Raw genomic sequence first — 18,168 nt, forward strand, 5'->3', positions numbered from 1 at the left:
ATTACTCCACGGCTTTCGTTTCTAGGGTTCCAACGGTAAGTTGCACGTCGAGCTTATTTGTGTTTTCTTGTTTTGTAATAGCGATGTCCTTTGTGTACACGCGTTCACTTTGTTCTAACTTGTGAAGACACTCGGTCAGTTGTTTCATATCAATTCCTGTTAAGTGAATCGCAACTCGGACCTCTGAATAGCCGGGCATATTCTCAAGGGGCTCTTCGGTTGGCGTCATACTTGCTTTGTACTGAGCAAGTTGGAGAGAGGCGAGGGTATCATTAAGGTAGCCAACAATTTTAAATGTCGGATCTTTGGCAAGAAGCAGCGCGACAGCTTCTTTCTGTTGTTTGACGTGCTCGTACTGTCCAAGAAGTTTTTGAGTTATTTCTCGATTATTATTAATGCGGCGAATTTTGCGTTTCATACTCGTCATGGAGTTATAGTGCCGATACATAATGCCACCGGTGATACCTACGGCGATTGAGAGCGAGCTGATGAGATAGAGCTTGAATTCTCGCGCATCAAGAGAATCAACAAACTGTTTAATAGGAGTGAGAAATTTCATATTGACTCCACATCTTTGCTAAGGGTAATGGTAATATTGAATGCAGGTTCCTGTGGCCGAGATACGGTGCCGAGCTGTGCCTTATTCAGTTCTTCCTCGAATATCACGAGGGCAGGAATGTCTTTGACTTCTCCCTTGAGTGTGATGAGGTCATGGGTTATCGTGAGATTTTTTAGTTTTAGCTCTGTACTCTCTGTATCGATCGCCCCGCAAAGTTTCTCGAGATATGTTAGGAATGAAGAGCGGGTTGAACGTGAAAAGGCAAACCAAATTCGATTCTGTGTTTCAACATAACTTTGTGCTTCTTCGACAAGGCGCTCAACGTTTCGTTCACCAGAAACGTTGAGATTACTTTGGATGGTATTTTTGAGTTTCTGTTCAGATTGTTTAATAGACATTTCTACTTTAGTGAGTTGCATCTGGCTAATTGTAAACAGCATAATAATGGTAGTGATAAAAAGCCCTAGTGCTGTAAATAGTTGTTGTGCAAATAGGTTCATGCTTGGCTTCTCAAATTCCTGGCTCATCAAGGAGCAATATTCAGAGGCATCATTAGGGAGGCTGAGTACGCAACTTATTAGTGCGTCATTTGTTATTTCTATGTTGCCCAGGATCCCTTCTTTATTAATAAACGAAGTCCCCTCTAAGATGGTAACGGGCATATTTAGTTTTGAATGCAGGTCTTTCTGAACATTGATTAGGTTATTTCCTGAACAAATAAAGAGTTCTGTGACCTCTGGGCCAATCCTACCAAAGCTAGTTAACGTTTGGCCTATGCTACTAATAGTTTCTGTAGTGAATTCTGATTGCGTTTTGATAGTACGACAGTCAACGAGTTGTCCATTCTTGATATACCCAATGTTGATATGATTCATGCCGAGAATGATTAATGCAGCGGTAGTTTGTGCTGGGGCATTACATTGTTTCCATATTTCATAAGCTGCAAAAAGGTCGACAATGATACTGGTAGGAGTTAAGCCTCCAGCCTCAAGCTGTGCTATGTGTTCAGCAACGTGTTGCTTTTGTGTAGCGGCGACTAAGATTGTTGAATGATTCGTTCCCTTTTCAGTGATGATAAAATCAAGTAGTGCATCCTGCGTAGAAAAAGGAAGAAGTTTTTCTACCTCATATGGAAGTACCAACTCAATTTTATCCCGGGAAATAAAAGGCAATGTCAGTGAGCGAAATGTTACTAGTGAACTAGGGAATGCTGTCCTTAATATATCATATTTCCCTAGTTTGGCCTTAATGTTTGCGAGTGCAGTTGTTAGTGCTTCCGGTATTTCATTGGGTACTGTTTCTCGAAAGAGTGCTTCGAGCGTTTTGGTTGTCCCATACATATAACTTTTACATGCAATGACTTCGTTAACCCGTATTTCGAGACCAACGGCGCGCTGGGGAAAGACGTAGTAATCATTCACTTTTTCGGGTAACAGTACATTGCGTATCATGATGGCTGCTCTCCTGGCTCTTTGTCAGTCTTTTTGATGTAGTAATCAGGCTGTGCAATATCAACGCGTCGTTCTTGAAAGCGGCGGCTCATAAAATCATCAAATTCTTCTGTTTTATCATCACTGCTCTTGAAGAACCATCTATGAATAGGATCACGTTCTTCTGATCTATCTCGTATGTCATGCATGGTATTGCTCGTATATTTTGCTTTATTTTGTGTATACGAGGAGGCACCACCTTCAGTGAGTGGCTGGATAATTTCAGGAGTGATAAAAATGAGCAGATTTTGTTTCTCTTTGCTCTTAGATTTGTTTTTGAATAACCAGCCAAGTAGTGGGATATCTCCCAAAATGGGAATCTTGGTTTGTGTTTCGGTAATCTTGCTTCTGATCAAGCCGCCTATAGCTAATATTTCTTTATTGGCAAGAATGACCTTTGTCTCAACGGTTTTAATATTACGCGTTGCGTCTGTTGGGTCAGTTGTATTGGTAAACTCGTCAATGCTGATTGATACATCCATCGTAATCATGCCTTCAGAGTTTATCTGAGGTGTGATTACCACCTTAAGCGATGCCGTTAAGCTATCATCACTGCTAGCGGTATTGGAGCCAGAAATAACCTGACCGACAGCAACCCGACGAGTTTCTCCAAGCTCGACAGTTGATTGATATTTATTGGCCGTAACAAGAAATGGATTTGATACTATATTGGTTTGTACCTGTGTTGAAAGCATCTTAAAGATTGCCCAGATATTTCCTTCTTGCCCAAGGGTTAGAAGTGTAGAACCTGCTTCATTGCCCGTAGCAAGACTAATAAGATTAGCCATGATACTGCCAGTTGTTGAATTGATGATAGGTGATGTTCCTGAGCCACTTCTGATGAGGCCTGAATTCTGGAAGTTAACATTTGGATTAATCAAGTCGCTTGTTTTATTTCTCATTTGAGAGCCAAGCACCTTGTTCTTAGATAAGTTGACATCGACAATGAGGACCTCGATTGCAACTTGCGGTTGCATAATATCAAGGCGTTCAATGACTTCCTTTGCTTTCATGTAGTCATCATAGTTGCCCTTGATAATGAGGCGGTTTCCTTCTGGCTCTGCAGTGAAGGAGATCTTATTGAAATATTTGTCGCCATCGCGAACACTACCATGCTGCGCAGGAACGGTACCAATGCCAAATTGTGTAACGTTGTTTAAGATAGTTGCCATGCTTGTAGCATTAGTATGTTGAAGATCGTATACATACAATGGAGAAGGGGAACCGATAACTTCGACATCTACTTTTTTGATAAATTCTTCTAGTTTTTGAATTGATTCCTTATTTCCGAGTAATAAGAGAGCATTTGTTCTTGGTTCTGCAAGTACACTTGTTGATTGCGGGAATAAGAACGACTCTTGGTTTCTTCTGCCGCCAAACAACTGCGCGAGTTTACTTCGCGCTTCTTCTGTTGGTTTGACCAGATCACTGAATAACTTTTGGATATCTTCAGCATGGGCATACTGCAGTTTCACTACTGAGAGCATTTCAGGCATTTGCGTTGTATCAAGCTCTTGAACCACTTTCATGAGAGCCTTGATATTGTATGATTTGTCAGTGATGACCAGTGCTCTTAGATTGATAAATGAGCTTAGTGATGAGGTAACGCCGCGGAGTTGGTCAAGAATAGGGGAAAGACTTTCGACAGAGGTATTTTGTAAGAAGTAGACATATCGAATGCGTGTATCGTTATTTGGTAGATTGCGAGGATCAGTACCAATATATGTTGGAAGGGCAACTTTATTTGCCTTGTCGGCCGATGCAGCAACTATCCGATGAACATCGGGGTATGGCGTTTCTGCCAATGAAAAACCTGCCATATCAAGAAAGACTGTGAACAGGTCCCATGCCTTCTGCCTAGTCATTGGACGCTCTGTTCTAAAAGAAATTTTATGTCCTGAGATGCCGCGACCTCCCTGTGATATTGGGTTGACCGAATCGTCCATGATGAATGAAACATTGAATAGATCAGCCATATAATTGATTACATTACTCAATTCAGCGTCTTGGAAATTGAATTCTATTGTTGCGTCTTCGCCCTCAGCCTGTTCAAGCATGGCATCAATCGTTTTATCAATTTTTTGCTCAGCAGTAAGCGGAGTTGCTTGTGGTTGAGCTGCAGGAGTTATTGCTTTTTTGCGAGACTTTTTCGTGAGTGAAGATTTTATGCGTCGTTCTGGTTTTTGGGCAGAAAGCAACGACGTTCCCATGCCGCATAATATAAGCAGGATTGTGAATGTCGTTGCGATTATGTGTCGTAGACCTTGCATAGTTTACCCCGACCCTATAAATCAAACCGAGCTGGGTGACTGCCAGCACCATGTTGTTCTAGTGATTTTATTTGCTTTAAGATACTACGTTTCTCACGCTTGCGTATAGTATCGAGTGTTGGGGCAAGCGTTTGCTTTTGCCTAAAGAGTTCGAGCTTCTCAGCTTCAATATCTTCTTCTGTTTTCTCAGGTGGTTCGACCCGGGGCAGTTCATTTTCATTATCATATGCTATATATGGCTTGCCCAGGGAATTTAATACTACATTTCTATGAAACTCCGCACCGCCTCGATTTCCTACAACGGAAATCGTTTCGCCAAGGGGGACTTTAAGTACCGCTTGGTAAATCTCTAGGCGATTTTTGTTGGTAGTGATTGGAATACCATTGACAGAAAGGAGGACATCTCCTTGTGTTAATTCAAGTTCCTTACCTAGTGAGCCTGATGTAACTTTACCTATACGGATGCCGGCGCTTCTTCCCTTTTTATAGACTGTTGTAATATCAAGCATCTCAATGAGCTGTGCAAGCGATGGTATAATTTCCTTGAACGCTTGGGGATCAATGATAAAAGTAGAATCTTTAACTTTCTTAATGATGCCATCCCATTGCTCTGCATCGTGAATTTCTGGCCCAAGTTTTGCATCTTCTTTTCTTAGATATAATAATTCTTCTTGCCCGTTTGCTCGAACAAGGAGGGTTCTGTTTCTAAAAATTCTCAGCACACTTGCATCGTCAATTTTGTCACCAATCTTAAAACTTTTTTCTTCCTTTGTACGGTTATTTGCAATAATAGCCCTATTAGTTTCATCTTGGCCGGTGATGATACAACCCTTCAGGGTCAGCTGGAGTGGTTCAACAAATTGCAACGGCTCTGGCTGTGGAATTCTAATTGGCAATGGCTGTGGTGGCGCGGGGAGGGGTGTGACGAAGGATTGTTGTTGTGGTTGAGGAAGTTGTTTGTGGTATGTCAGAAAGATGTCATTGTTATAGATTGATTCAATATCTATTTTGACATCTTCTTTCGTTTGCTCGGTGTAAGAAGTGGGTTCAAGAGAAACCCAACGAGGCGTGCGTTGACGAACTGCTATGAGCACCGTGATTGCCGTCACAAAAAGAATGAGCAATGAACTATTTAAAATCCAAACTGGATGGCGCATTGATACATTCCTCTCGGCAGAGAATCGTCATGTTACAACAAGCATTGTATTCCCTAAAACCGGCTACCACATATTTGACGAATTGACTGTCTAATTCTTACCTGCAACTTTACTTGCTGAGGCCGTTTTTTGTCAAGACAATGCCCAGTTTTAGGGCGATTTTACGCTATTTCTGCTCTATACGTATTGTTTCCATGCTATGGTGTTGGCACTGTCTTTACAATTGTAGTGATAAGATCATCTGTAATGATGTTATCAGCTTCTGCATGATAGGAAAGTGTGATCCTATGTCTCATAACAGGTTTTGCCACTGCCTTTACATCGTCTGGCGTAACAAAATGCCGCTGTTGTATGAATGCATGCGCTTGCGCTGCATGGTAGAGTGCAATTGTTGCACGAGGTGATGCGCCATCTTGTATTGCTTCGGCGAGATTATCCAGTTGATATTTTGTTGGTGTTCGTGTTGCTTCTACAAGTGAAACAATATAATCGACAATATGCTGGTTAACATAAACAGAACGGACGAGTTTTTGTGCAGTAGCAATGTCCGCATGGGAGAGAATATTGGTGATAGATGCAGGATTAAATACGCGCGCTAATATCTCCTTTTCTTGATCTCGACTTGGGTATGTCATATGTAGTTTAAACATGAAGCGATCTATTTGTGCTTCTGGGAGTCGATATGTTCCTTCTTGTTCAAGAGGATTTTGTGTTGCAAATACAAGAAAAGGTGATTCTAGGAGATATGTGTCTGAACCTATGGTCACTTGACGTTCTTGCATGGCTTCAAGTAAAGCAGCCTGTGCTTTTGCTGGGGCGCGATTAATTTCATCGGCGAGAATGAGGTTAGCGAAAATTGGTCCCCGCTTTGTTTCAAAATCATTTGTTTTCTGATTATAGATCATGGTCCCGATGATATCGGCAGGGAGCAGATCAGGTGTGAACTGTAGACGCTTAAATGAAACCCCTAATGTCTGTGCAACTGTTTTAATTAAAGTTGTTTTAGCGATGCCTGGAACGCCTTCGATGAGTAGATGGCCATCACACAGTAGGGCAATCATTGTGAATAAAATCGTATCGTGTTGTCCAACGATTACACGGCTAATCTCGTGGGTGAGCTGCTGAAATGTAATGCTCGCATTCTTGATTGCTTGGGGCTGCTCCTGAGAAAACGCAAGATCCATAGTGACTCATTCCTTTCGTACAGTTCAAGAGCAAAAGTCTATCATGGGTAGGTTGTTTTTCAATAAAGAGCGTAGTACAAAAAAAGAGGCTGCATGTTGCAGCCTCTGCATTTATATTTTATTAGATTTATCCGATTGGATTACTCATTTTGCAGCGAACCCATTCCAAGCCATTTTTGTCTTGGCATATATCGTGTTGTGGATTTAGCCATGGAAGGTTTGGTAAGCCTTGAATTCGTGGAAGAATTTCTTTAAGGCCATTGTCATCTAATTTTACAGCAAGTTGCTCTTGGCTGTACTTTTTCCCATCAGGCATAGTGGTTGTTTCATCAATAAGTGCGCCATCCATGTTTGTATTTTTGAATGAAGCAAGGGTAAGATCGGCTCCTCTTAGATCAGCGCCCTGCAGATTTGCTCCATCAAAAATAGCTTCATACAGTTTTGCTGAGGATATATTTGCCCCTTGCAGCTTTGCACCGGAGAGGTTTGCTTTTTGTCGGTAACTTTTGCAGGTCGTTCCAACGACAGCAGGACACATTTGGGTATATGTTTTGAGAATTGCCCCCTTAAGGTTTGCGGCTTTCAAGTCTTGATTTCGTAGGTCAGCACCGCGCATATCAAGACCGGCGCCATTCTTGGTTTCTAGAAAGGTTTGAATATTGCTGCGGATGGCAGGGGTTAATTTTTCTTTGCCGGGTTTTGCAGGATTAATTGGTTTAAGTTGGGCCTGTTGGGCTCTAGTAGCACTGAAGCACACAGCAAGCAACGACAGCACGATATATTTTTTATCCATCATATTTCTCCCTTTTATGAATGATTGGATGGTATCTACCTTTATCATGACATAAGTGGGAAGAAGACATCAAGAATACGTTGAGGTTCTTAGACTCGAGTAGTGGTGTGTGTTATTTCGTTTTGGATTGGGCCTTCGGATAGTCCGCGAATAAATTGATAAACATAAGGATTATCGGTATCCCAGATGGTTTTTGCGTCTCCAAAGAACTGGATTTTGCCATCATGAAGCAGGGCAACCTTATCAACAAATTTAAAGATTTCTACGTCATGGGAAATCACGATAGACGTAGAATTATTTGCTTGCTGGATATCAACCATGAGTTCATGAATAACACGGGAAGTGATGGGGTCAAGACCTGTTGTTGGTTCATCATAGAGCATATATTTTGGCTGTGAAATTAAAGTTCGCGCTAACCCAACTCGCTTTCTCATACCACCGGAAAGCTCAGCGGGATATTTATCAAGGGTGTCCAAATCAAGATGAACAAGTGCAAGTTTTTCTTCAACAATAGGACGAACTTTATTTTTTGGCATTCCTTGCTCTATGAGCTTGATACCAACATTTTCAAAAACCGTTAGAGAGTCAAGCAGGGCTGCAAATTGAAAAACGTAGCCGAATTTATCAAAATTTGCGTCAAGTTGTTGTTCTGTGAATTGTGCAGTATCTTCGCCATCTATTAAGATTTTCCCTGCGGTTGGTCGCAATAGACCAATGATCTGCTTCAAGAGAACAGACTTCCCCTCACCTGAACGACCAACAATACAGGTGATTTGATTATCAGGAATTTTAAGAGTGACGCCTTTAGTAACTTTCGTATCACCGAAACTCTTTTCTACATTAATCAGCTCTATCACTCTTACTCCTTAGTCCCACAAAATAGCTGTTAAGAAGTAGTTTGCTATCAAGATCATAATCGATCCGATCACCACACTTTGCGTAGTTGCTTTTCCCACACCTCGTGCTCCACCAAATGTGTTGTACCCCTTGAAGGTACCAACCCACGATAAAATAAGCCCAAAGACACTGGACTTAATGAGCCCACCAGTAATATCGGAAAGTTCCACATACTCACGGATATTGGAGACATATTCCTCGGGATTCAGCCCAAGAACATAGGTGCATATAAAGTAACCGCCAACAACACCACAGATCATCGAGATCAAACTTAAAAACGGAAGAATCACAACGCTGGCGAGGATACGAGGAACAACCAAATATTGCTGAGGGTTAATACCAAGTGTTCTCAGTGCGTCAATCTGTTCCGTGATCCTCATAGTGCCGATTTCAGCAGTGATAGCAGATCCTGCGCGGCCAGTTACCATGAGTCCAGTGAGTACTGGTCCAAGCTCACGTGTCATACTGAGTGCAACGATCGTTCCTACAAATTCAGTTGCGCCGAATCGTTTGAAGCCATAATAGCTTTGCATTGCAAGGACCATACCGGTAAAGCTGCCTGTTAGAAAGATAATGGTTGATGAGTTGACACCGATACGCTCCATTTGCTTGAACATTTTGGAGACTTTTAGTTTAGACGTAAAAAGAGTACGAGCTGATGCAAGAAAGAAGATAAAGAATGTACCGACTGTGTTGCATGTTTCTAAGGCAGAAGATCCCAATCTATCTACTAACCTTAAGATCATCATCGCCTCATCTCCTTTTCATCCATACGTCTTACGAATGGCGCTGGCGAGATTGTTTTACTGTATTTGCTGGTTGTGATGGTGTTGTTTGTATTTTACTTACGTACTTAAGCCCCTTGGTTTGTTGCGTCTTTGCGATGGCCAAAATTAGTGAACCGCCCATAAAGATTGCGCCAAGAATCCAGGTTGCTTTTTGAAAAATATCTTGTCCTCCTGATCCACCAAAGAGCATGGTGTTGGTTCCACCGATGCTACCGATGCCCATACTTCCTTTTCCCTTTTGAATAAGAATTAGAAGTACAAGTAGCACACATGCGAAAAAGAAAAGCGTAATGATGAGTCCTAAGAACATACCGGTATCTCCATAAATCCTACATTATTGTGGTGTATAGCAAGAGCGTACTATTTTTTTCAATGCTTGAAAATCTACGCTCGCTCTTCCAATGAGAAACCCATCAATATTAGACAATGAACTCAAGCGTCCCGCCTCGCTAGGGCTGATGCTTCCTCCATAAAGTAATTGTGGGTCAGAAAAGATGTCACTAAGGTGTTTTTTGAGCCACGAACTGGTCTGTTCCAATTCGGTATTAGTTGGGGTCTTCCCTGTGCCAATTGCCCAGATTGGTTCATAGGCCACCCATAGATGGGCTCCTTTGCAGGCGAGTTTGATGGGTTCTAACTGTTTTTCAAGGATGGCATTGGTCTGGCTTTGAGCGCGTTCTTGCTCCGTTTCTCCGATACACACGATAGGGCAGATACCAGCTTTGAGCAGAAGCTGGGCTTGCTCGGCAATATTTTGGTTTGTCTCGTGATGCTGTGTTCGCCGCTCACTATGGCCGACGATACAGTGACTGATTCCAATCTGAGCCAAGGCCGCGGCTGATATATCACCTGTATGAGCCCCGGACCCATATGCAGAACATGCTTGGGCTCCGATTGAGACCTTGGGCGAAGTGGTTATTTTAAGTGCCTCGGGTAATGAAAGGTAGGAGGGACAGATGACCAGTGATGCTTGATCTGGTATTAAAGCGATCAAGTCGGTACTATAATTCGATAAAAATTCTGATTCTTCGTTGGGACTCAAATACATTTTCCAGTTGGCTACAAAGGCAAAAGTCGGCTTCATACGGGACCTTTTGAGAATAAGGGCGGTTTTTGTATGCTCTACCATACCCTAGAATGGTGCACGTTAGAAGGAGGAATCTTCTTATGAGTATGCAGCGGATGGTGGCGTTTCTTCTGTGCCTGATGATAGCACGGCCTGTGCTTGCTGAGTTAACTATATCTGAACCTAATCAAACAGCCCCGGCGGGGGAGTCATTTCAACTCAAAGATACATCTTTACCACAAAATTTTACGATACAACGTGGCATGACGATGCAGAAAGCAAGGGTGCTTGGGCGCTTTTCTCCCTACGTCGCTGCTGCCGCAGTTGTTATGTATATTGTTGGAGCGAAAGCTTTCATCATGGCACCTCCATGGTCGATTGTTATTCTTATTGGATTAACTGCGGATTATATCTTTGAGACACTGATTTTCAGTAATAAATTCAGTTCAAAATTGGCCCCGTTTGCCCTTGTTTCAATGCTAATGAAACAAAATAAACAATTTGGAAAACATGTGGCACAATTCTTGCCTTTACCTAATGATGCAGAAGAGGGTGTATCTGTCGAAGCAGTGAATTAGTGTGCATTTCTATGCAGACGATGGTACGTAATAGCAAAATGGTGAGCGTAGTCGCGCAGTGCGATGAGTAGCTTTTCCGCTTGTTCGTGGATGTCGAGCAATTTTCCTTCTGGATGCCTTTCACTAAATACGCGTTCCTCTCGCTTGGCTAAGCTGATACATGGTCGTGAAATGTTGAGTTTTAGGATGGCGTTTAGTTGTCCCTTGCCTCCATCAATTAGAATCAAATCTGGCAGATCATTATTTTTATAACGACGTTGCACAATCTCTTGAAGTGCCGCATAGTCGTTCTGTTGTGTTAGGCTCTTAATCTTGAATCGACGAAACTTATTTTTGTCTGGGATACCGTTGGCGAATCTAACACACGAGCCTACCAGTGATGTGCTTTGAAAATGTGAAATATCAAAACAATCGATGATACGAGGTGGCTGAGGAAGATCGAGTAACGCTTGTAGGTGTTCTACTGTTGTTTCGTTTTCAACGATGTTTGACGTTGGTGCAGTTGCCCGGATCGTTTCATGGCGATAAGTTTGTTCATGATACTTAGTTTCTAGTGTTGCAAAAATGGTTACGCTGTCTTGAAGATAGGTGTTGAGTTTCTGTGCCTTCTCAAACGCTAAGGCATCATTATGGACCTTAATTTTGTTTCGCAATGTCTGTGTGAATTGTTCCGTATTACCTTGTAATGCTTCGCGTGCAAGCTCGAGTCTTGTGAGGTAGGCATCTTTATCAAAGTCATCTCGACATGAACCAGCACAGATATCGAGGTGGTAGTCGAGACACCCCTGCGGGATTTTGCTTGTACATAACTTTAGACGAAAAGTTGTGGCAAGATATTCGTACACACTACGTGCATCTGATTTATACAGGAATGGTCCAAAGTACCGTCCCTTAGTTTTCTTGGTGCGTACAATCTTCAGAGTTGGCAATGTTTCTTCTGTAAAAAGAAGATATACAAAGGGCTGTCCATCTTTGAGGAGGGTATTGAACTTGGGCTGATGCTCTTGAATGAGCTGCGCCTCAAGTAGGGCAGCTTCTGTTTCTGTAGGAGTTGTGATGACCGATACATCATGTACAACCGCCTGAAGAGCCTTTAGCTTGAGATCATCCTTTGGTTCTTGAAGATAGGATTTTACGCGAGTACGGAGTGAGGTTGCCTTGCCAATGTAGACAATTCGGCCTTGATCATCCTTAAACAGATACACGCCAGGAGATAAGGGTAAGGTTTTTATATGCAGATGCTTCATGTTCTCATGATAAACTGACCAAAGCCTCTCAGCAAGCGCCAATGGAGCGTTTGCTTTGACGTTTCGCTACATTTGGACTTATACTTTCGAACTAATTATTACTTTCAGATAGGGATGCTTCTATGCGGCGGTTTCTGTTTTCTTGTATGACTATGATCGTAGCTCTTATTACCCTTGCCGACCAGCAGGTTTCTCAGGAACTACCAGCTCTACATGAACGGCTCTTGCTTTTTATTGAACGTAATAGCTTGTTTATTGGTGCCTTGGTATACCTCATGACCTATGATCATTTTGGTGATTGGTGGGGAAATGCCCTGCAAAAGCTTTTTGCTGTGAGATATCTTATGGTGTTGTTTGGCTCCAGTTGCCTGGTAAAATATCTCACCAAGTACATCTTGGGAGCGGTCCACATACCAGAGATGGATGAGGAATTAGAGGACGTGGCGAAAAAGCTCTTATATTATACGGCTTAAACATAAGCGCAGGTATACCACAACGCTTAGGTGAAAAGGGCGGAAAACATCCGCCCTTTGTTATTTAAAATCCATCATTATCGTCAGCCCACTCTAGGACAATACCAGAACTGACGGGTTCGGTTCCTGAGGCGTTTGCCTGTTGTTCATTGAGACTTTGTTCAGGTGCTCCCGTTTCACCAACGTTACCTTCGCCAGAGCCCGTATCGGATGTGGGCGGTTCTGATACATTTTGGGAGTTGGTTGGTACAACAGTTGGCAATGCATCAGTTGTTTGTTCTTGCGCTGGTTGTGCTTGATATGCTGCTTGTGAAGCTTCGATTTTTGTTTTGAGATTAGTAGATACAATGGATTGATAATGCAGAGAATAGATTCGTGTGAAGCCTGTTTGGACCGGTTCTTCTTGTGCGGCTGTATAAGCGCTTCCGCTAACCAGGCTAATGATCCCATTGATATCAGATGTATATGGCATACCAAACTCGGCAGGCATATTGCTTGCATCTAGGTGTGCCATCACAACATAATCTGCATCAGCTGTGGTATCTGGTTTGATGGCAGTATAGATAAATACATTATTACCAAGATCAACTAGGCTGCTTGCCTGAAGTCGGTAGGATCCAAAATCAAACGGACCTTGTACAGTTGCAGTATATGCTTGTTGTAAGGTTACAATGCTTGAGCGTGTGGTATCGTCAATATGGCCATATCGTTGTTCGTATGAGTTGAGCACGGTACTTACCGTATCTGTCACTGTTCCTCCGGAATCATAAACCTTACCGGTTACTAAACTGACAACACAGTTGCCATCAGTTGGCAGGCACCCAATATCGTTGATCTCGCCAGCGCGTCGTCGATTAGCAAATACCACATAATCTTGTGTGGCTGCACCCTGTGCGTCGTTGAGTTGTGTACTTGGTGTTGTGTACATGAATTGGCTTAACATGAGATCAGTATCACTTACCGCGGTCAGTACGAATGAGCCAAATTGTGGCGATTTACTTTGTGCACGCGCAGCACGCCTGTCTAGTTCACGATCAATTTCATTTTGTTCACGATCCTGACCGCGAAGCTTTGGTATTGTTTGTGCGGTTATTTCAGGCGATAAGAAGTCAAATTCTACGGATGCTCCTGAGGCAATAAATCCTAAGGTTGTTTCATTGGTAGGGGTTACGGCTATGGATGAAAATCCTGGTTCTGTTTCTCCTTCTTTCCATATTTTGACTTGAAGTGTTGAACCGCTAAGTTGTGCCTTCATGCGATACCATGCACCGACTTCAAATGCAGGGCCTGATAGAGTTCCTTGATACCAGTTGTCGTTGAAAGTTTCTAGCGTGGTGTCATGTTCATACAATCCTATGGTTGATGGGGATTCGGCCAGTGTTTTTTTATATACAAACATTTTAGCCAAATGTGCATGGTTGATGATTGTGTCAGATGATGCATTTAGTTCTTCAACTGTTTCAAATGGTTCTCCACCCAGATATAAACCAATGTGATACGTGCTGAGCACATACTGTGCTTGCCAACGAACCTCCACCTCTGCAAGACTAGATACAGACGTTACGACCTTCTGAAGGAACCAGTATTTGGATTCAGGTGAGCTTGATGCAGTGTCATCGGCCGGTTCTACCGTTGAAGGAGATACTGCAATTTCTTGGCTATATGACTTCCTGCCGTCATTATAGACCGTGAATCCTTGCCCTGGATTCAAATCATTGACTCTTGTTCTAAATCCATAAAGTGAACCGACATCGGCTGGGATTGCGCCGGTATTTTGATCAGCCGTTAATAACGCAATGTTATAAGCACGAAGATTCTGTGCGAGCTGGCCCTTCGTGCTTTCATAGCGGTTTCCAAGAAATCCTTGATAGAAGCCAAGAGATCGTTCCATGTTACTGATTTGTGCGCCATATTTTTTATCAAGTTCATCTGCCATCACCTGTTGCAAATGAATCATGGTGCTCTCAGTATTGTTGATGAACGTTTCATAATTGGCGACAAATGCATGCTGTTCTTGTTTGCGCTCTAATGCGGCTTCATCTTGTTGTCCTCCACCGATTGCGCCAAAAACGCCAAAGGCTGCATCAAGTGTAAGGCCGATACCAAGGATCAGTGGGCCTCCTCCAAGTGCGATCGTAATCACTGCGAATTCTATGCCAAGAACAATATTGAAAAGTAGGCGCCTGTGGTCTGCTGCCCAGGCGGCAGATTTAGATCGCTGCCACGCATCTACAATATTTTGTCCCTCTACTACAGTGTGATACAAAGTCTCCAAGCCCCTTACGACGTCTAGAATGACATCTAAGATATAATTTGTAAGGTAGGCGATAAACTTGATTGCATCCTGAAGAATATCTAATAACTTATCTCCTATGAACGTGAGACTGCTGAGAATTGCGACACCCATGTCTTCGACAATATTTTTAAAATTATTTCCCCATTCGCCGAGGCTTTGTTCGCCAATTATGACTTCAATTCCTCCAACTAGTAGGTTATTAACGATGCGTATAGTGTCAAAGCCAAGCCTAAAAACCGTGCCGTGAAGTTTCATGACGCCACCCGTTACACCCTCAATGGCGTCTACGACTATATCAGCTGCACTATTGAAAAGAGATTCAAATTCTGCCTGTAGAGTTGGATCTCCAAAGCCTAAAACAAAGCTTAAGCCTGCACCAACGGAGTGTAGCGCTCCTCGCTCAGCTTCCCCAAGATCATTAATAATGGCAACAATGCTATCATTTGCTTTGCCAAACGCTTTGGATGCCTCATCCATAAGTGCTTGATTGCCGGTGAAAAATCCAACTGTTCCCTTGCTAACGCCCTCCCAAGTGTCAGTAGCCCAATTTGCAATATCTCCTGGGACATCGGAAAGCGCGTCAACTGCTTCCTTTCCTCCCTCTACTATGCCATCCCAGACATCACTTAAATAGTTTTGTGGAACAACTGTTTCGTTTCGTGATGTAGATACTGATGAAAGGATAATGTCCTCATTTTCATCATCTTGGAAGGTAATAGGCTGTAGCGTTTCAGTATCATACGCAGCAATGGATCGGCGGGTGTCATTAAGCTCGCTAAGGTACACATAGTCATCGAGAGTGTAGGGCAAGATGGATGGTGTGGGGCTACTAGCTGCAAGTGCGGTCATGGTTTGCGAGAATTTATCGCGATTAAAGAGTGGATTTAATTTTTTTTGTAATGCTGCTGCCATATGAATGGCTGTAATATAATGGGCTTCGATAGCCGTCAGAGCACCAAGAGTTGCGTGGTCCGCATTTATTGAATCATCCGACGTTGTCACAAATTGTTCTGGTTGGGAAGCTGCTTGGTAGAATGGTGTTGCTATATAAACTTTGATCTGATTTGAGAGAGCCGCAAAATTATTTGCGGTTGTTGACCAGGCATCATCAGCGCAGCTTGCTGCAAGGCGTTGTGTTACTGATCGAAGCAGGACGAGATAATGTCGCATAAAGTCGATCGTATACCATGTATTGCGGCAGTCTGTTTGATGTATGGCAACATCAAGGTCGGGGAGATATTTATAGGTGCCAAGCTGAAACGAGTTTGCATTAGAGGCAATTGATTCCATTTGATTAAATAGCTGAGCAAGCGTGTATTTGATATATGTTTGCCATATAGCTGATGCTTTTACCTCATCGGCGGTGATGGTTAATTGCGCAAGCGTAGTATTGAGTTGTTGTTGCGCAGTAGAGATAGCCTCATTCCAAGTTGTTTGTTCTGTAGCGGCCGAGTTGTTTTTACCAATTGTAGCGATTTTAAGTGCACGCAAAGTGGTTAAAATTTCCTGTTTTTGTGACTCAGACCCTTTTTCATATTTAGCCAGTGTTTCTAAAAAAGCATAAAACGATTTTACATACATTACTGTGATGGGATCGGTCGCGGCAAGATTAACTCCTCCTGATCCAAAAAACTGGTCGAGTTTATCCGCGTTGAGCGAATCTGAAAGTTGAGTATATCCAGCAAATGCTGTATTCAGAGCATTATTGAGAGTTGCGTCAGATAAAGAAAGATCTTGGTTTTCTTGTGAAAATAACAAAAGCGTGCTGGCAAGCGGTATTATAAGGGATAGTTTTTTCATGACGAGCTCCTTTGCTGTAGCTTCGTTGTTACCAGCGTCTTAAAGGTATCAAGTTGATTTTGCGTATAGCGAAGCTCTTCTGGTTTTTTTACTGTGAATTCTGCTACACAACCGGGCGCCATAAATCCTATACCTCCATACAAAAATCCAAACTGTTCTAGGTTGTTGATGGTTGTATATTCAAGCGGTTCATTTGCTTGGGTTTCTTGTTCTGTGGCTCCCTGTTCCCACACTTTAAACGATACTTGGTTTGCTGCAGTTCGTATTTTGAAGATAAGTCGTAGAGTTCCTTCGTTTAATTTTTGTAATTGTTCTTCAGTGAGGACCTGGAAAGCTTGTGACTCAGGTTCGACTAATTGTTTGATTGGTGTGGTTATAGATAACCCGTCTGCAGTGTTACGAATAATTGTTTGCGCAAAATGAACCGATGCTGCTGGAACATTGTTTATGTTGGTTCCATATAATCCGAGTAGTCTGTATTGACGCATACGCTCTGGGCTTCCTGATAACCAACGAGCTTTATTGAACATTATGCCGAGGCAGAATGGATATGAGACGCGATGCGGGGTGCATGCAATTTCAATCTCATAGCCGTTAGATGCTGTGACATATTCTGAAAAGATCGAATTATTTTGCGCGTATTCTGGGCTCTTAGGATCACTTTGATCAAAGAACGTTTGTAGTTGTGTTTGTATAAATGAATTTGTTGATTCATTAAATTGCCAGTCTCCACAACGTGATACGTTATACCAGCTATAACGACCGCTTGGAGTAAACATTGGTGAGTGTGCAAACGCTTTATCCAAATTGATTTGATCGATCAACATCATTTGTTTTGGTAGAGCGATATTGAGAGACTTATCTAATGTCATAAGTTGTCGTTCTACTGTAGAACCGCTAGCTTCGTATTGTGCTTCAAGCTGTTCTTGTGCTGCTGCAAAATTACCTGCAAGTTGAGCAAATATCGTTTCTTGTTCAACCTGTGCATCATCTATGAACGTGTCGAAGTTTTCTTCGAGGGTTTTACGTTTTTCATCTATGACAGCAAACTCATCCGCGTCTTTTTGATCTTCCCATTGTGTTAGCATGCCAAGAGCCATTCCAACAGGGAGATACGCTATGATGATGCTAATGGGATTATGAAGAATCTTGCTCATAAGGGTTGGCATTGCTTGAGTAGCTACATCTCGAATTATTGTTCTTTGGAGAGCTTTTTCAACCCAGCTTGTTCCCATATGTTCAAGTGCAGCTTCTACCGATGTTCGCATCTCGGCAATTGCTGCGGATCTGGCAAGTTGTTTTGCTGCTACTTTCTCCGCGACTTCCTTTGCGGCTTCTCGCGCGGCAGCGTATGCCGCCTTTAGTACGGTTCTTCTGATAGCAAGTTCTCCTACAAATGCAGCAATTTTCCCCGCGGCTTCAACCAGAATTGCTCCTATACCCTGTACAATCACGATCTCATTGCGTGGTGCGATAGGCGTTTCTGGAATGGTATAGTGATAAACAAAAAACGATGTTCCAAGGACTACGGTGAGGGATGCAGCTAGTACTTTTTTCTTCATCTATGTTC

Annotated in this window: 15 protein-coding genes; 2 read left to right on the forward strand and 13 right to left on the reverse strand. The window is 42.6% G+C overall.

Annotation, left to right across the window (positions count from 1 at the left end):
* Nucleotide 1: 1 nt before the first annotated feature.
* The 10 genes from JW872_01140 to tpiA form a co-directional block, all read right to left on the reverse strand.
* Complete coding sequence (locus JW872_01140; GenBank protein ID MBN1549245.1) at nucleotides 2–559, reverse strand: hypothetical protein; 558 nt, start codon at nucleotides 557–559, stop codon at nucleotides 2–4.
* A complete protein-coding gene (gene pilM / locus JW872_01145; GenBank protein ID MBN1549246.1) occupies nucleotides 556–2,010 on the reverse strand; it encodes a pilus assembly protein PilM in 1,455 nt (484 codons plus the stop codon). The genes JW872_01140 and pilM overlap by 4 nt, the downstream gene beginning before the upstream one ends.
* Nucleotides 2,007–4,319, reverse strand: a complete 2,313-nt coding sequence (locus JW872_01150; GenBank protein ID MBN1549247.1) for a hypothetical protein — start codon at nucleotides 4,317–4,319, stop codon at nucleotides 2,007–2,009. The genes pilM and JW872_01150 overlap by 4 nt, the downstream gene beginning before the upstream one ends.
* Before the next feature lie 14 nt (nucleotides 4,320–4,333).
* A complete protein-coding gene (locus tag JW872_01155) occupies nucleotides 4,334–5,476 on the reverse strand; it encodes a hypothetical protein (protein ID MBN1549248.1) in 1,143 nt (380 codons plus the stop codon).
* Between the two features lie 197 nt (nucleotides 5,477–5,673).
* Nucleotides 5,674–6,660: a MoxR family ATPase gene (locus tag JW872_01160; protein ID MBN1549249.1), complete on the reverse strand. Its 987-nt coding sequence runs from the start codon at nucleotides 6,658–6,660 to the stop codon at nucleotides 5,674–5,676.
* 127 nt (nucleotides 6,661–6,787) lie between these two features.
* Nucleotides 6,788–7,456, reverse strand: coding sequence for a pentapeptide repeat-containing protein (locus tag JW872_01165; protein ID MBN1549250.1), 669 nt, complete (start codon nucleotides 7,454–7,456; stop codon nucleotides 6,788–6,790).
* 86 nt (nucleotides 7,457–7,542) lie between these two features.
* Entirely contained in the window at nucleotides 7,543–8,310 is a 768-nt protein-coding gene (locus JW872_01170; protein MBN1549251.1) for an ATP-binding cassette domain-containing protein, read from the reverse strand.
* 9 nt (nucleotides 8,311–8,319) lie between these two features.
* Complete coding sequence (locus JW872_01175; protein ID MBN1549252.1) at nucleotides 8,320–9,099, reverse strand: ABC transporter permease; 780 nt, start codon at nucleotides 9,097–9,099, stop codon at nucleotides 8,320–8,322.
* A gap of 28 nt (nucleotides 9,100–9,127) precedes the next feature.
* Entirely contained in the window at nucleotides 9,128–9,448 is a 321-nt protein-coding gene (gene secG / locus JW872_01180; GenBank protein ID MBN1549253.1) for a preprotein translocase subunit SecG, read from the reverse strand.
* A 24-nt stretch (nucleotides 9,449–9,472) separates the two neighbouring features.
* Nucleotides 9,473–10,222: a triose-phosphate isomerase gene (gene tpiA, locus JW872_01185; GenBank protein ID MBN1549254.1), complete on the reverse strand. Its 750-nt coding sequence runs from the start codon at nucleotides 10,220–10,222 to the stop codon at nucleotides 9,473–9,475.
* An 83-nt stretch (nucleotides 10,223–10,305) separates the two neighbouring features.
* Here tpiA and JW872_01190 point away from each other — a divergent pair, with 83 nt between their 5' ends.
* Nucleotides 10,306–10,782: a hypothetical protein gene (locus tag JW872_01190; protein MBN1549255.1), complete on the forward strand. Its 477-nt coding sequence runs from the start codon at nucleotides 10,306–10,308 to the stop codon at nucleotides 10,780–10,782.
* Here the strand turns inward: JW872_01190 and JW872_01195 are convergent.
* The gene (locus JW872_01195) at nucleotides 10,779–12,029 is read right to left on the reverse strand and encodes a GIY-YIG nuclease family protein (GenBank protein MBN1549256.1); all 1,251 of its coding nucleotides are present in this window, start codon (nucleotides 12,027–12,029) and stop codon (nucleotides 10,779–10,781) included. The genes JW872_01190 and JW872_01195 overlap by 4 nt on opposite strands.
* 122 nt (nucleotides 12,030–12,151) lie before the next feature.
* Here JW872_01195 and JW872_01200 point away from each other — a divergent pair, with 122 nt between their 5' ends.
* Nucleotides 12,152–12,502, forward strand: coding sequence for a hypothetical protein (locus JW872_01200; protein ID MBN1549257.1), 351 nt, complete (start codon nucleotides 12,152–12,154; stop codon nucleotides 12,500–12,502).
* 64 nt (nucleotides 12,503–12,566) lie between these two features.
* On the opposite strand, the gene JW872_01205 is transcribed toward JW872_01200, so the two are convergent.
* Together JW872_01205 and JW872_01210 are read right to left on the reverse strand one after the other, a co-directional pair.
* Nucleotides 12,567–16,598 (reverse strand): hypothetical protein, encoded by a 4,032-nt coding sequence (locus JW872_01205; protein ID MBN1549258.1) that lies wholly within the window; start codon nucleotides 16,596–16,598, stop codon nucleotides 12,567–12,569.
* Nucleotides 16,595–18,160: a hypothetical protein gene (locus JW872_01210; GenBank protein ID MBN1549259.1), complete on the reverse strand. Its 1,566-nt coding sequence runs from the start codon at nucleotides 18,158–18,160 to the stop codon at nucleotides 16,595–16,597. The genes JW872_01205 and JW872_01210 overlap by 4 nt, the downstream gene beginning before the upstream one ends.
* Nucleotides 18,161–18,168: the final 8 nt, after the last annotated feature.

Source organism: Candidatus Babeliales bacterium, assembly GCA_016929235.1.
Lineage (GTDB): Bacteria > Babelota > Babeliae > Babelales > JABCYS01 > JAFGJD01.